Origin of the sequence: Persicobacter diffluens (genome assembly GCF_036244895.1) — a bacterium.
Lineage (GTDB): Bacteria > Bacteroidota > Bacteroidia > Cytophagales > Cyclobacteriaceae > Persicobacter > Persicobacter diffluens.
This window is the reverse complement of the sequence record NZ_BQKE01000002.1, coordinates 1,235,471-1,251,183: the sequence shown is the minus strand read 5'-3', so window position 1 is coordinate 1,251,183 and position 15,713 is coordinate 1,235,471. Positions and strand designations below refer to the sequence as shown.

9 protein-coding genes are annotated in these 15,713 nt (G+C 44.4%); 1 reads left to right on the top strand and 8 read right to left on the bottom strand.

Annotation, left to right across the window (positions count from 1 at the left end; genetic code table 11):
• The first annotated feature begins 696 nt into the window (after positions 1-696).
• Complete coding sequence (locus tag AAA970_RS18820; RefSeq protein WP_338238442.1) at positions 697-1,560, top strand: sulfatase-like hydrolase/transferase; 864 nt, start codon at positions 697-699, stop codon at positions 1,558-1,560.
• Positions 1,561-1,685: 125 nt separating this feature from the next.
• On the opposite strand, the gene AAA970_RS18815 is transcribed toward AAA970_RS18820, so the two are convergent.
• The 8 genes from AAA970_RS18815 to AAA970_RS18780 all read right to left on the bottom strand — a co-directional run bounded on the left by AAA970_RS18815 (position 1,686) and on the right by AAA970_RS18780 (position 15,705).
• Positions 1,686-2,969, bottom strand: a complete 1,284-nt coding sequence (locus AAA970_RS18815) for an IS1182 family transposase (protein WP_338238441.1) — start codon at positions 2,967-2,969, stop codon at positions 1,686-1,688.
• 279 nt (positions 2,970-3,248) lie between these two features.
• On the bottom strand, positions 3,249-4,394 hold the full coding sequence (locus AAA970_RS18810; RefSeq protein ID WP_338238440.1) for a metallophosphoesterase family protein: 1,146 nt from the start codon (positions 4,392-4,394) through the stop codon (positions 3,249-3,251).
• 29 nt (positions 4,395-4,423) lie between these two features.
• Positions 4,424-6,076, bottom strand: coding sequence for an alkaline phosphatase family protein (locus AAA970_RS18805; RefSeq protein WP_338238439.1), 1,653 nt, complete (start codon positions 6,074-6,076; stop codon positions 4,424-4,426).
• Positions 6,077-6,408: 332 nt separating this feature from the next.
• Positions 6,409-8,082, bottom strand: coding sequence for a sulfatase-like hydrolase/transferase (locus AAA970_RS18800; RefSeq protein ID WP_338238438.1), 1,674 nt, complete (start codon positions 8,080-8,082; stop codon positions 6,409-6,411).
• Between the two features lie 54 nt (positions 8,083-8,136).
• On the bottom strand, positions 8,137-10,632 hold the full coding sequence (locus AAA970_RS18795; RefSeq protein WP_338238437.1) for a T9SS type A sorting domain-containing protein: 2,496 nt from the start codon (positions 10,630-10,632) through the stop codon (positions 8,137-8,139).
• Positions 10,633-11,296: 664 nt separating this feature from the next.
• Positions 11,297-13,597, bottom strand: coding sequence for a GH92 family glycosyl hydrolase (locus AAA970_RS18790; protein ID WP_338238436.1), 2,301 nt, complete (start codon positions 13,595-13,597; stop codon positions 11,297-11,299).
• 51 nt (positions 13,598-13,648) lie between these two features.
• Complete coding sequence (locus AAA970_RS18785; protein WP_338238435.1) at positions 13,649-14,908, bottom strand: Gfo/Idh/MocA family protein; 1,260 nt, start codon at positions 14,906-14,908, stop codon at positions 13,649-13,651.
• Positions 14,909-14,919: 11 nt separating this feature from the next.
• Complete coding sequence (locus AAA970_RS18780; RefSeq protein ID WP_338238434.1) at positions 14,920-15,705, bottom strand: FAD:protein FMN transferase; 786 nt, start codon at positions 15,703-15,705, stop codon at positions 14,920-14,922.
• Positions 15,706-15,713 lie beyond the last annotated feature (8 nt).

The following is a 15,713-nucleotide window of genomic DNA, read 5'->3' as shown; positions in this document are numbered from 1 at the left end:
AACTACTATTGAAGATCAAACAGTTGAAAATGTAATAAAAATTGCTTATGAAGAGCGAAAAAGAACGGGAAACGCAGAAAATTTATTCGGTTTCTTGCGTGTTTTACATAGATTATACCTATTATTTATCAATACTTTTCTTCCACAAAAACAATCACATAAAATTACGCATTAATTTCACCAAAATTAAACCATTTACCTCTTCTGAGTAGAGCGGGTTGTTACTAAAGTTACCCCCAATAATCGGACAGCATATATCGCATAAATTGTAACTTGCAGAATATGAAAACACGAAGAAAATTTTACCGTTGAAGACTGTTATCTGATTCCCTCTAATGAACACACCGTAACTTATTGACAAACAACATATATTGTTTTTAAACCGCCATAATCGACTATAATAATTCAATTTTGATTTGTTTCGAATACCACACAAATTCGAATAATAAGGTGAAAGTAGGAAAACACGCAATTGAATTAACTCATAAAGCCAAACCTGGATTGAACCTGCGATAAAAAAGGTCATATCGCCATAATATGCAATTTCATCAAATTTATATCTAATGCTCCCAGTCTTTGGCGTTTTTGGAAAATTCATTGTCATAAAAATCCGAATAGCTTACTGAGGTAATATATAATTTCGTCAAATAAAATTTTATTGGTTTTTTGAAGAAAAATAATTCTGATTTTATAATTATGAAAAGAGTATTAGTTATAGCAATATTAAGCGTAGTAAGTGCCTGTTTTGCTTACGCAAAAAAGGGAAATGATAAACCCAATATTTTAGTTATTTGGGGAGATGATGTGGGTTGGTTTAGTTTAAGTGCCTACCATAATGGTGTAATGGGCGCTATGACCCCTAATATAGATCGTATTGCAAACGAAGGAATCCGTTTTACAGATGCTTATGGCGAGCAAAGTTGTACTGCAGGCCGTTCGGCATTTATTTTAGGTCAGCACCCTATGCGTACAGGATTATCTAAAGTTGGATTACCTGGTGCACCTCAGGGAATCTCTGAATTAGATCCTACTATTGCTGCTGCGCTGAAAGATCAAGGTTATCGTACAGGTCAGTTTGGTAAAAACCACCTGGGAGACCGCGATGAATATCTTCCAACCAACCATGGTTTTGATGAGTTTTTTGGTAATTTATACCACTTAAATGCTGAGGAAGAGCCAGAATCTCCATTCTACCCAAAGGGTGAAGAGTTTAGAAAAAAATACGGGCCACGTGGCGTAATTCACTCAACAGCAGACGGTTCAATCAGAGATACCGGACCATTAACTAAAAAACGTATGGAAACGGTTGATGATGAATTTATTGGGGCGTCTAAGCAATTTATGAAAAAAGCTGTAGACGATGAAACACCATTTTTTGTATGGTTAAATGCATCTCGCATGCACGTTTTTACTCACTTAAAAGAAGCGTCGAAGAAAACAGGATTTGTTTACCAGGATGGTTTAGTGGAACACGATGGAATGATTGGTGACTTATTGGATTACCTAGGAGCCCGTCGGATTACCCCAAATCGTCACCTGACTGTCCCCGCAAAAATTTGAAATTCTGCGGTTTTTCTATTTCGAGGCAGAAAGTGCCTTAAAAATCGACACTTCGCTTCATATATTAAGATATTCATCTCTATTGATGCACAAACAGGTTTATTTTAGGCTATTTAATTGCCTTTTCAGGCTACTTTTAGCTTAAGTAAGCGTCTTATATTATAGCATAGACACACCAATCCCCATTCCTGGCTAACCTTCTTTTCTCCTCTGAATGAAAATCTCCTGAACCCAAGAGCTTCTTTAATGATGCCAAATATTGGTTCAATTTTGTACTTTCGTTTCCGATAAATCTCCTCCTCTGTAGTTGTTCGGTTGTTTAATCTTTCTTCAAGCTCTAATCGTGTTTCCGCCTTTGACTTTGGTACTATGGGCGTTATCCCTTTCGGACAACCTTTAATATTATCATCTGAATAGTACCCACAATCAGCGGCTACTACCTCTATTTCTTCCTTCAATGATTCTGGCACACTATCAATGGCTGGCAAAAGCTCCTTTTTATCGTTGGCGTGATTATTACAATGTTGACCCACAATTACCATGTCTTCATTAGCAACCGCCTGAGCATTATAGCACTGTTCAAAACCATTTTTTGATTTCATTATGCGAGACTCCTTATCTGTAAAATTGACCTGGTCTTTATCCTGGGGAGTTTCTGAAGGCTTTTGGGGCGATCGTCCTCTTGGTTTTTGGCCAGTTTTACGAGCTTTTTCTTCTCTCTTCTTTACCTTCTTTTCGTAATCCTTAAGTTCATCTTCATAAGCTTCTTTTCTTCTGGATTCTATAGTGGCTTTAGCCTCCTGAATTTTCTTTAACCTTTCCTCACGTCGCGCTATTTCCTCCGGAATGTTAACCATTACCTCTTCTTCGTCCTGTTCAGCAGCCTTTTCTAATAGCGTTGCTATTTCCGCTTTTAGTTTCTTTTCAAGCTCTAAAGCGCGTTTGTAGCTCATCGCTTTGTGCTTAGATGCATTTGCCTGAATCTTAGTGCCATCAACAAATACATTCCCCATCTTCACTAATCCCATTTGGGAGCCAATCATCAAAATCTCAACAAACCAATCCTCAATTTTATCAAGATGGGTCTTCCTAAAATTTGTAATCGTGTCATGATCAGGATGAAGATTGCCTGCGATAAATCGAAAAGCGACTGAGTCGTAAGTGGCTGCTTCAATTTTGCGAGAACTGAAAATACCTGTACAATAGCCATAGAAAATCAACCCAAGCAATAGCCTTGGGTCATATGGATCTTTTCCATAGCCTTTATAGCTGGCATAGACAGATGAAAGATTGAGCTGATCTATAATTTCGACGACAAATCTTGCCAAATGATTTTCAGGTAACCAATCATTGACATCGTGCGGCATCAAATTGTATTGCTTTCTATCTCCTCCTCGAAAATTTATCATGCTTCAATTTACAACTTTTTTAGGAGTTAGTTAAATCCGACAGGCTCCTAGCCCATGCTCTAAATCTTGACCTCAGGGCTAAGGCTAAAGAGTTACTTTACTCAATAGCCCCAATGCGTTTCTTTATTTCCTGCAGGCAAATGAAACTTCATATATTATTGAGAGCAATCGGGTAATCTCCCAAAATAGCGCATTCAAAAAAAAGATAGGGCTTGGTCGATGACCAAGCCCTTCTTTTATGTTGGAAAACCCTATACCTGAACAGCAGGAATGTTAATATTATTTATTCGATCGTACAAAATCAAAACCGGTCCATTTTACGGGTTTTCCATAAGCACCGGTCACCTCGTGCGTCAAATGGTCTCCATATCCTTTTTTTAGCGGAGAATAATAACGCATCTCCATTTCTCCGGCATCAACATCAATATCCAGAATACAGAAATAATCGTCACGATCTTTATTGTGGTGGCAAACTTTCAGCCAACCCAAAGAAGATCCCGAATGATGCTTTTGTAGCTGGTGGCTGGAAGCGGTATGCCCACAACAAACCAGGGCCACGTTATCATACTTTTTGCACATTACCGCATCACTGCCATCAGCATTGGCATCATGTCGAATCAAAATGACGTTCTTATCCGGATTGTTTTTGATCAGGTTTTCGGCCCAGGCTCCCACGGCTTCACTTCTTTGAAAGCGTAGTGAAATGATCAGCCAATCCACTCCTCCGGCGGTAAACTCATGTGCCACGTTGGTGTGCTGATCGTAATTACTTACAAAGGAGTCCCATTGCTGAAATTTACTCAAAGGAAAATACTGGTTGAATTTAGCTTCTCCCCCATTCATCAAGTCATTATTTCCGACATTGAGCACATAAGGGGCAAAGCCATCAAACATATTCCAGCCCTCCTGTACTACCTTCCAGTTGCTTTCCAAACCGTCTTCCGTTAAGTCTCCCATTTGCAGGAAACATACCACATCTGTCATTTCAGTATCTGCCATCACAGCCTCCATGGTTTTAAGGTAATTCTCTGGCGCCTGATTAACAATTTTTTGAGTGTCACCCTGTAGCACAAATCGAATCTTACTTTTTGATGGCCCTGGTGCTTCTGTAATTTTTTTGCTTTCAAAAGTAATAATGGCCTCTTTTATCGTCCCAACGATAGCATCAATCTCCTCCTGACTGGCCATTTCATTGAGAAAAACCTCTTCAGTGGCTTCTAAAACTGTTTCAAGCTCTCCCATGGCTCCAGCTTCATAATCCCCCACTTCCGTCCCCTCTTTTGCCAGGGCAAGTGCTTCATAGGCCTCATTGATGGCCGCCTGTAGCGCTGAACGGTCAGTCACAGGAGCGGCATTGTCTTCAGTCTTGGCGCAGGCAGATATGGTCATCAGCACCGCCAAAAAATAGATAATTAAATTTTTCATATTGCAGGTTATTTATTGGTTGTGAATACTTATTGCAGTGGAAGTATTGGGGAAAAAGCACTGGAGGGTGCACTTATTTTCAACTGATTGGCGATAGTAGGGGCAATTTGCGTCACGCCCACTTTTTGATGGACTTCCCTCCCCTGGGGTAATCCATGTCCCATCATCAAAAGCGGCACATGGGTGTCATAATTATAGGTCATCGAATGGGAGGTCCCTTTAGTCCCCTTGCCTAAGATCACTCCGCTATGGAAAACCAGAAAAATGTCTCCTGATCGGTTAGGATGCGCACCATTTGCCAGCAACGCTTTATAATTATCTGTAAAAGTAGCTGCCCTTAACAGGTGTAGTGGCAGTGCATCCTGAATGGAAGGTTGCGTCAGGGCAATTTGTGCAGCATAATCCTGCACGGCATTCAGCGCCAATCCTTTCTCATTGATCAGCGGGCGGTTCAGATAAATTTGCTCCCCTTCAACGTCGAGTACCCACTTCCCTTCCCCATATTTTTGGGTTAATGCTTCTGCCACCTCAGTCACCAGTTGCCCCGTTTCCACATACTTGGCATTATGGAATTTATGATCCGACAGATAGGTGGCATTTTGTGCGCCGGCATGGTCGGCCGTTAGGAAAATCAATACATTATCGAGACCAATGCGCTGATCTACAAATCGAAAAAGATCGCCCAACTCCCGGTCAAGGCGCAGGTAAGTATCCTGTACTTCTCTGGAAGCGGGTGCGAATTGATGACCAATTTTATCCGTAGAAGAATAAGAGATTGCAAGCATGTCCGTATAATCATGCTTTCCCAGTTCCTCCGACATGATGGCTTTTTTCGCCATTTCTGTCACCAGCGTATTGCCATGTGGTGTACAGATGAGCATCCGGTAAGGCGGGATATTATCCTGTCGCATTTTTTTGGCAATATTGGGTATATCATGAGGAAAGGTCGGCTTATCTTCCCCGTAAAAAGTCCCTTCATAAGGGTTATCATCCGCAATGGAAACCGCATAAGCCGTTTCTGGAAGTAGTAAATCCCAGGGTTGTTGCAATAGCTGGTCGGAGCGTTGTTCCGCATTATAATCTTCAACCCACTGCGGCAGGGCTTTCATATAAAAGGAAGAACTCACAAAATAGCCTGTTTCGGTATCATACCAAAAAGCTCCATCAGCCATATAGCCTGCCGGCAAAATTGCTGATCGATCCTTTAGGCTGACAGAAAATACTTTCGACTGGTGATTATTACTTAGTTTCAACTCGTCCGCCAGATTTGTCACTAGCATACGGTGAGGAGACTTTTTCCCTGATCCATTCTTTTGTCCAATGGTATGCATGCGATCATCATTCACACAGTATACCTTTCTCCCCTCTTCCCGCATGTAAAAATGGTTATTGGCTATACCGGAAAAGGCAGGGCCCGCACCAGACCACACCGTAGCATGCCCCGGGCCAGTGGTGGTAGGTGCATAATTATAATGCATATCGGTAAAGTTGACGCCCTTATGCATTAAATATCGGAAGCCTCCCTCCTCCTGAAAGTGGTCATAATAACGGGTAAGATAATCGTAGCGCATCTGATCCACCACGATTCCCATCACCAATTTAGGACGATTTAATCTTGATTGGGCGAATGAGGCTTGGCTCCATAAAGCGGTACAAAAAATGTAAATAATCAACCTATTCATCTTTAAAAATTATTCTAATTAATAATTATTTATATTAACATTCAGGCCATGATAATGCAGGATAGGAAGTCAAGCCTGCTTCAATCTGAATGATGCACTGCTAGATTTAACCCGAATTACTCACAGCTACCCCAATTCAAGACACTCAACTACAGGTAGTTCTCTTTGATTATATACCCTCTATTGGGCTAAGCTTGCTTGCACTCCATTCCTCTGCATCCTTGGAAAAAAACGAAATAAGGAACAATTCCTACCCCTTTTACCGACTCGATTCAAGCATACTTATTTCAGGTTAAGTAAATGGCCCTTTTCGCAAATGACCTCTGAGCAAATCAGCGCTTGCCTTTTAAAACTTCATGAGATTGCCGAAAGGCAGGCGGACCATCGGGCTGCTCCAAATGCATACTCAGTTTTTTGCTAGAAATAATACCCGTTCTTTTAGAGCCTTTCTCTTGCAGCCATTCCACCAAGTAGGCCTTCAGTTCTGCTACTTTTTCGCGGTATACTGCCCTATCCGGCCCCTTCATTAAGTTGTGTATTTCATGCGGGTCATCCTTCAGGTGGTAGAGCACATCCAGGTCGGGGCGATTTTCAGCATAAGAAGTCATGAGCTTCCAACCGTCCGCAACCACCATATAATTCGGCTGCACCGGACCGTGAAAATCCCATTCAGTGACCACATAAGAGCGCTCGGCCGCTGGTGATTTTTCAATTAATCCCTTCAATGACAAGCCGTCTCTTTTTCCTCCATCCATATGGAGATAATCCATTATGGTGGGATATAGGTCGATCAGGGAAATGGGGCTATTCACCACCACAGGCTTTATTTTTTGAGGATACCATACGATCAAAGGAATATGGGCAGATTCCTCATAAAATACATTTTTCTCCCGCATCCCATGGCTACCGAGCATTTCACCATGATCACTCGTGAAAATGATCAGCGTATTATCAGCAAATCCCAGACTGTCCAGCGCAAGCATCAGCTTTCCGATATAATGGTCCACCTCTGAGATTAATCCAAAATAATTAGACATCATGTACTTTATCTTCTCAGGATCGCGGTACTCAGGCATGAGGTCCCGCCCATTTTCCCGCAAATATGGACTATCGGTCATCGGGTCCTCCAGGCTCTCGGGAATGGGCATCTCCTCTGGGGGATACATCCCGTACCAGGGGGCAGTAGGGAGCATAGGGGCATGTGGAAAGAAGTAAGAAAGGGTGATGCTGAAGGGTTTTTCCTGAGCAGCTGCTCGCTCCAATGCGGCGATGGCCTGTTGTGTTTGGAAAGCGGTCAGGCTCTTTTCTGCAGGAATATTAAGTTTACCATGGTTGTCAGGTTGTATTAGCGGCATAAAGGTACCATCACTACGTTTTCTCCGGAAGTCTGCTGCTTTTCCATAGCGCAGGTCAATGGGATCAGGACTGTAGTAATTCAAGAAAAAGGGATCTTTCAGCTCATGGGATTGGGGCTGATAATGTTCAGCGGCTTGCTTCATCAGGGCTACGAATTGCTTTCGGTCCTCCAGAGTGTACCGCCCCTCGCTATTGACGGAATAGTCAAAGGTACTATATGGTGAGGCTAATTTTAATGGAGAATGAAACTTCCCCCAATATTCTGCATAATAGCCTCGTTCCACCAGTACCTGATCAAAGGTAGGTTCATCGCAATAACTCCCTTCTTTCGGATCAAAATAGGCATAATCGTTTCGTCGGATACCATGATTTTCTACCGTTTGGCCCGTCAATATAGAGGCACGTGCCGGCGCACAAACGGCACAAGGCGTATAAGCTTTAGTGAAATAGGCTCCCTCATTGGCAAGCTGATCCAGATGTGGGGTCTGTAGAAAATCAAATTTCCCCGCCCTTCCCAGCGCATCAAAGCGTTGCTGATCAGTCATAATAAACAGCAGGTTAGGGCGTTGGTCTTCAGTCTTGACACGAGGCTTGCACAGCCCGGCCAGCGCGACCGAGAACAACGTCAAAGTAAGGGACAGGTATTTCATATTCATTCTTCGTTTAAATCAAGGGGAGCAGATGAAAGCTGCTCCCCACTACGATTATCGTATCAGGATTTTATTGGTATAAACTTTACCATCGTATTGGACAATCAGCAGGTAGATACCGGATCGATGCAAATGACTTATGTCCATCGATGTCGTCGAATGGTACTCGACCCGCTTTTGAAGCATTTCCTTTCCGTTGAGATCAAATATTTTCACCAATGCCAGCGACTCCTCACTTCTTTTTGGCAGCTGAAGATAAAGCTGACCTCCAGTAACCGGATTAGGAAACGCGCGCATGCTCATTGGCTCTACTTCCGGCTCCGCCAGCTCCCTAAAATTATCCACGGAAGGGTTAGCCTCGAATCGGATATCATCCACAATCGTTTTGACTACCCCACTTTTTTGGGCGTAAATTCTGAACCAGTTAATTGCGGTCAGGTCAACAGGTCCATCCGTAATACTCGCAGTGGCTAATGGCAATACCACCTTATTCCAGCCATTGGTCAGGTTTAAATCCGTTAGGCGCCAGTGATATTCCTGATGGTCGGCCTTTGCGCCACTACCGATCTCAATTTGATTATCCCCATTAATTTTGCTGATGTCATTGACATAATACCAAAATTTCAAATAACCATTCTCGCTGTTGACATTGGCATCTACCGGCGTAGTCCATACTCTGGAAAACTCCACCGTGCCACTGCCATCAAACTGAAGACAACCCTCCCCCTCTCTTTGATCGGCGGTATTAATATGAATCGCGCTATTACCCGAAGTTAACCAGGTGGAAAGTTCGTCGCAAGGGTCCAGGCTTGCCCCCAGATCCAATTTATTCACCAGGCGGATGCCGTCAATTCTTGTGGTGACACTACCGGATTTAACCGAATAAATCCGGAACCAATTCAGAGCATTAAGATCGGCCCCGCCATTGGTAAGAAAAGCCGCCGACACCTCCAGGCTGATGGCATTCCAGCCATTCTGTAAGCTCAGATCTGAAAGACGCCAATAATACTCACTTTCGTCCGCCTTGCCGGCACTACCAATTTCTATTTGTCCGTCCATCTGCAATTGACTCACGTCATCGATATAATACCAAAAATTCAGCTGAGCATTTTCCTTATTCAAGCCGGTACGATGCTTTTGAGCAAACACCTGACGAAATTCTTCGGTGGCACTACCAGTAAATTCCAAAGCCGCAGTTCCTTGCATTTTTTCCTGGGTATTGCGACTCAGGCTACCACTGGAAGTCCAGGCATCCAATTGGTCACAGGAAGAAAAATAGTCCGAAGCATTGATCGCCGGATCAATTGGAATACTAGGAGTCAGGGCCAGGCTGCCCTCGAGCATCAGCTGTACTTGATCTGCCAGTTGCAAATACCAGTCAGTAGGATAATAAGCTTCCTGAGATTCCTGGTTCAAAGCAATCAGGATATCCTCTGCCTGGTCCGGTAATTGATCTTTGGCTGCCGCCATTTTGAACATGGCTGTACTTTCATCGAGCTCATCAAACATGGCGCCATAAAGGAAATCTACCTCGGCTTCTATCGCCTTAAAAGCCTGATGCCAGTAAAAGTCACCTCCCCGGCGCGGAATCTGGTTAAATACTTTACCGGGATAACGATTGCTCCACGAAAATCCGGGCCAGATCACCGGCATGTAATCAATGGTACGCCCATTGGCTTTACACCAATGCTGGTCAGCTATTATTTTGGGCTGCCATGCATCAACGTCCGCATTGGTGCCATAGGAGCCTACGGACCATGGCGTAATCATGTCCAGTTGCTCATACACCCATCCCCAGTCGTCATGATTACTGGCTAGGCCATCACCGGTACGCCAATTGCCGTGTACCCCTCCGACGATATAGCAGCCCTCCGCTTTGAAATACGCGATGATGTCCGCGATCTTTTGGTTAGTGAAGTCATGATGGCCATCATCAAAACCAAAGCCCCAAATGGCAATCACCGGCTTCCCTTCCTGTCGCGCATATTGAGCCTGATCAAAAGGAGCATAATTGTCTTTAACATAGGTCCAATCGGCCACCATTTGTTCATAGATATCGGAATTGTTACAGTCGGTAATGTCGTACATCAGCGCAAATTTTCTACCCGTTTCGGCAGCAGCCTGTATGACGTTCCCCAGAATATGATTACGAGCCTCAAAGAATCTACGGTCTTTAATTTCCGCCAAAAAACGTTGTAGATACACTCCATGCACATTATAGTCTCGCATCCACTCAAAGTGGAGCTTGGTGGTACTGTAATCATGAGAAGAGAACACTTTGGCCACCTCCCCATTGATATGCAAATCTGTATCATAAGTTGTGGTGTACTCGCTCATATCAGGCCACATGTCCACATGCAAGTTGCCGGCATTCGGCTTTTCAAGCCGATGCGACCAGTGTCGCCACTCATTAGGACCAGAACCGTCCCCTTCAGTAAGGAACCAACCCTGATAGCCCATCATCATTTTTTTACTTAGGTCATTTTGCCCCACCGCTACCTGAGTGGTCAATAGCAAAATCAATAGTTTGATCATTAATTTTGGGTTCATTTTTTCCATCATTTAGTTTTAAAAAAGATCAGTAAAGGATAAGTGAAAAAATTAGGTACTCACTTTAAGGCGATATTAAGCCCAAAAATGAAATCAGAAATCGAAAACGAAACTGCGAGGCGCTCCCGGCGCAATCAGGATATTTTCAAATTTCTAACATGATGTTGTCTTCTAAATAAGGGGCTGCTGCTTTACTGCCTAAAAAATATAGTCGTACGGAGGTGAGCACTGTCCAAATGCTGCACACCTCCTTTTTACATTCCCCCTCCTCAGGGATTGGTTGATGCCTATCATGGCAAGGGTGCCTATTGAAAAATTTATATAATAATGCCCGGGCAATTCTGCTCATTGCCACTTTCGGTCGCCCCCCATTATCAGGAGGCAACGACCAAAAAGCAGGAATTAAAACGCAAGGAAATTGAGTGTCTGGACAAATGCTAAACCGAATTATTCCTGTTGAAACCCTCAATGATGTGCAAAGCGAGAAAAAGAAAGGAATTTTTCCAGTTTGGTGCTTTTTCCAGCGAAGCAGATGAATGAGGAGAAAACAAGCTCACCCCAATTGGGGCTATTATAAAATCAGCAAATAAAATTGCAATATGTTGATCTTAAATTCTTTGCATGGGCTTATAAATCTAAGGGTGAATTATTCTGGCTAAGTCGCTTACTGCAGGACGTCCCTGCTCATGGAGAAGGGGCGATTCTTTATATTTGTTCCACGTTCGTAATTAGGTTGGTCAGACATCTGAAACTCCAGTTTCCCCCCTTTGAGAATATCCGAATGCTCAATGAAAGTATGGTCATAGCGCTGTCCATTTAATCTCGCCTTTTGGATAAAGGGATGATTTGGCGCATTGTCTTTGGCTTCCACCTCAAAGGTATTGCCATTTTCCAGCTGCAGGGTTACCTTATCGAATAGCGGACTACCGATCACATATTGAGTAGTCCCCGGACACACCGGATAAAAGCCCATAGCGGAAAAAACATACCAGGCTGACGTTTGCCCATTGTCCTCATCGCCACAGTAGCCATCCGGGGTAGGCTGATACAACTTTCGCATCACTTCCCGTACTTTCTGCTGAGACTCCCATGGCTTTGCGGCATAATTGTACAGATACAACATATGCTGTATCGGCTGATTACCATGTGCATAATTCCCCATATTGACAATTTGCATCTCCCGAATTTCATGGATGGGAAAACCATAATAGGAGGCATCATAATGTGGGGGCATCTCGAAAACCTCATCAAGTTTTGCCACGAAAGCATCCTCGCCCCCCATCAGCTTCATCAATCCTTCGATGTCATGAAATACCGACCAGGTATAATGCAGGCTATTGCCTTCGGTGAAGGCATCTCCCCATTTTAGCGGATTGAAGGGAGACTGGAAAGTGCCATTTTTATTCTTTCCGCGCATCCATTTGGTTTCGGGGTCAAATACGTTGTGATAGTTTTGACTGCGTTGCTGGAATCGCTGACGAATTTTTCTGGCTTTTCCCAATGAGTCTGCCAACACAGCAATACAAAAGTCGGCATAAGCATACTCTAAGGTACGAGCCGTGTTTTCTTTCACGTCTACATCGTAAGGTACATAACCCAAGGTATTATAGAATTCGGCACCAAAACGCCCCACGGATTTTACAGGTCCATGCCCCTTGGTATTTTTGATTATGGCGTCAAAAAGGGTTTCAATATCATATCCTCGAATACCTTTGACATAGGCATCGGTAATCAATACCGCAGAATTGGAGCCAATCATGCAATCCCGATGCCCCGGGCTGGCCCACTCGGGCAACCATCCACTTTCATTGTAGGTATTGACTAATCCTTCCATAATTTGAGCATCCATTTCCCGGTACATCAGTGTGAAGAAAGGAAATACTGCTCTGAAGGTATCCCAAAAGCCATTATCCGTAAACATATAGCCAGGCAGAATTTCACCATTATAGGGGCTATAGTGCACCATTTGCTCATTTTGATCAAACTCATAAAATTTACGTGGAAACAACAACAAACGGTACAAGGTGGAATAAAAAGTTTTCTGTTCCTCGATAGTCCCACCGCTGACCACAATCCTGCTTAATTCCTTTTGCCATTGTGCATGGGCTTTGGTCTGCGTTTGTTCAAAGGAATCATTCCCGATTTCCCTTTGCAGATTCAGTAAAGCCTGTTCATAACTGATAAAAGAGGACGCGACTTTCACCTGTTGCCGGTGGCCATTTTCCTTAAACTTGATCAGGGCGCCCACATGGTTGCCCTCCAATGCGGACTGCTCCGTGAGTTGGTCCCCCTTCCAGGCCTTCACGAAGTCCACCTCACCGGTCAGTTGAATCACAAAATAATTTTTAAAGTTTTCAGGTACTCCTCCGTGGTTATTTTTAGCATAACCAATAATGCGATTTTCTTCTGGTAAATATTCAATGTAAGCACCGCCGTCAAAGGCATCCACAATCAGATAATTGTCCACCGCTTCAGGGTAATGAAAGCGAAACTGTGCTCCCCGTGTGGTCGGAGTCACCTCTGCCTGCACATCATGATCTGCCAAATAAACACTATAATAATCCGGACGTGCCACCTCCGCTTTATGGGAAAACCAGGAAGCCCGTTTTTCCTGATCAAATACGGGGACTCCGGTAACCGGCATAAGTGAAAACGCCCCGTAATCATTGATCCATGGGCTCGGTTGATGGGTTTGCTTGATGCCCCGAATAGTTTTTGCGGTATAATTGTAGGTCCATCCGTCCCCATTTTTCCCTGTTTGGGGAGTCCAGAAATTCATACCCCAGGGGGTAGCAATGGCCGGGTAAGTATTCCCGTTAGAAAGGCTAAAATCCGACATGGTGCCCATCAATGGGTTCACCAGTTGGACCAAGTCTTGCTGATGCTGTGCGTTGACTCCGGAGAAGCAGGAAGCCCAAATGAAGGCCATGCAAACGATGATCCGGTATATTGGAAGGAAATTCATGAAGTAAGTATCAATAATAAATGAGATGCTCGATTAAAATATTGGTGTCCTTTACACTTGAAATTTTTGAGGCATAGCCAATGCCTTCCCGGATTCCATGGCCTGCTCGGCTAATAAAGTCCAAGCACTGGCTTGGTAGGCGGACCGGCTCATCCACTCCGGAAAGGGCTCCCCATGCAAGAAGGAAATGAAACCCGCCAGCAGGTTGATGGTGCCATCATCAGTGCCGGCATTTTCCAATATGGGGCCATCGGCCTTTACCGCCGCCTCTTCCAGCTTCCAGCTGCTGCCCCCCGCCTTTACCGGCTCCATTTTGCCAGCTTTAATTTGTGCAGCCAACTGCTTAATGACTTCCGGCTTGGGTTGCTTTTCCGCTTCTTCCCAAAAAATTTTATTTGCTTCCAGCTCCATCATGCCTTTACTACCCATAATCTGCTCCTCGACACCAATCAGGCTACTGCTGGTCATGGAGTCATAGATAAACTGCGTGCCGTCGGCGTAGGAAAAAATCACCGCAATATTATCCGGCACCTCCCGGCCATCTTTCCAATAGCGGATACTACCCGTTGCCCGCACCGTGACCGGCGAAGTTTGCAAGGCCCAGTTAGCTACCTGTAGCTGGTGGGTCATGAGCTCGGTGAACAGCCCGGCAGAATATTCCTTGTACAGGCGCCAGTTGATTTGCCGTTCCAGCTGCTTTTGCCCTTCGGGCAAAAGCCTGCGCCAGTCATTGTTTCGGTGCCAATAAGCCTTGATTTGCCCAATCTCCCCCAGCTTACCGGCATGAATATCTTCCATCGCTTTCAGGTACTTGGGGTTAAAGGTGCGCTGATGGCCGATCAATAAGATTTTACCGGTAGCCTGATGAACCTCATACATCCGGCGCGTATCTTCCAGGGTGCGCGCCATGGCTTTTTCACACATCACGTGTATATCCGCGCGCATGGCAGCAATGGCAATCCGGGCATGAGTATGTAAAGGTGTTGCAATAATAACCCCGTCCAGTGCTTCGCTATGGATCATTTCCTGAAAGTCCTCATAAACAGTAGGCGCCTTACCTTTTTCCTGACATACCCGAAGGGCCGCATTTAAGTTAGGCGCATAATTGTCACATAATGCCGCCAATTGAAAGGAATGATTTTGCTGAATGGATAACAAAAATTTCAATAAAAGCATTCCCCGGCTTCCGGTTCCGATGATGGCAATCTTCACCGCTGACTTGCCAGACCTTCCAAGGACAGGTGCAGCACCCAGGGCAAGAGCTGCGCCCACCATCCCGGTTTTTTTCAAAAATGATCTTCTATTTTCCATATCAAAAAAATTTAAAGCATAAAAAATGCTTCCATATCAAAGGCAGTAACAATGGCCGCTTGCTGTAGTGTATCCGCCACCATTAGAGCGGTACTAAGCGCCTCTGCCTCCATAGGACAATGATGTTGCACAACCACCAGCTGGTGGCGATGCTGTTTTCGTTTACTTTGGGGGTTAATAATGTGTAATTGGTCACCTTGATCATAATACTGGTCGCCACTGATCGACAGCGCGCTGTCGGTCATTTTCAGCGGATCTTCCCATTGATATTTTCTGAGGTCAAATAACCAGCAATCCCCATACGGATGCCTGCCTCTGGTTAATACAGAACTGCCTCCAAAGCTCACAAAAGCATTTTCAATCCGGTACTTTTCCAAAATAGTGGCCACATTCTTCAGGGCGATTCCTTTCCCGATACCACCGAAGTCCAGCGACAGGGAATCCTCCTCAAAAAATACCCGATATCCCCGAGGATCCAGTAGCAGACAGTCCGTTAGCGGCTTATGAGCCTGATAACCAATATTGAAAAGTCGCTCAGTACGCTCGTATAGGGAAACACTTTGCTGCAGGTATTCAAAAAGCACCGGACTGACCGCTTGTGAACCACTGGCGGCCGTCCGGTTCAGCTGAAAAACTTCAGCGCTTTGCTGATATCTGCTCAATATTTGCTCTAAGGCCTGAACACATTGCTGTACTTCCAGTGCCGCCGCAGACAATGGAGTCGCTTGCTGTTCCGTCCAAAACAGGGCTTCAAACTGCGTATTCATGGCATAGAAATTCAGGGTTTCAACGGTCATGGCCAAAG

Coding starts and splice junctions, on each gene's coding strand:
- AAA970_RS18820 (WP_338238442.1), top strand. CDS start 697: ATGAAAAGAGTATTAGTTATAGCAATATTAAGCGTAGTAAGTGCCTGT.
- AAA970_RS18815 (WP_338238441.1), bottom strand. CDS start 2,969: ATGATAAATTTTCGAGGAGGAGATAGAAAGCAATACAATTTGATGCCG.
- AAA970_RS18810 (WP_338238440.1), bottom strand. CDS start 4,394: ATGAAAAATTTAATTATCTATTTTTTGGCGGTGCTGATGACCATATCT.
- AAA970_RS18805 (WP_338238439.1), bottom strand. CDS start 6,076: ATGAATAGGTTGATTATTTACATTTTTTGTACCGCTTTATGGAGCCAA.
- AAA970_RS18800 (WP_338238438.1), bottom strand. CDS start 8,082: ATGAAATACCTGTCCCTTACTTTGACGTTGTTCTCGGTCGCGCTGGCC.
- AAA970_RS18795 (WP_338238437.1), bottom strand. CDS start 10,632: ATGAACCCAAAATTAATGATCAAACTATTGATTTTGCTATTGACCACT.
- AAA970_RS18790 (WP_338238436.1), bottom strand. CDS start 13,597: ATGAATTTCCTTCCAATATACCGGATCATCGTTTGCATGGCCTTCATT.
- AAA970_RS18785 (WP_338238435.1), bottom strand. CDS start 14,908: ATGGAAAATAGAAGATCATTTTTGAAAAAAACCGGGATGGTGGGCGCA.
- AAA970_RS18780 (WP_338238434.1), bottom strand. CDS start 15,705: ATGACCGTTGAAACCCTGAATTTCTATGCCATGAATACGCAGTTTGAA.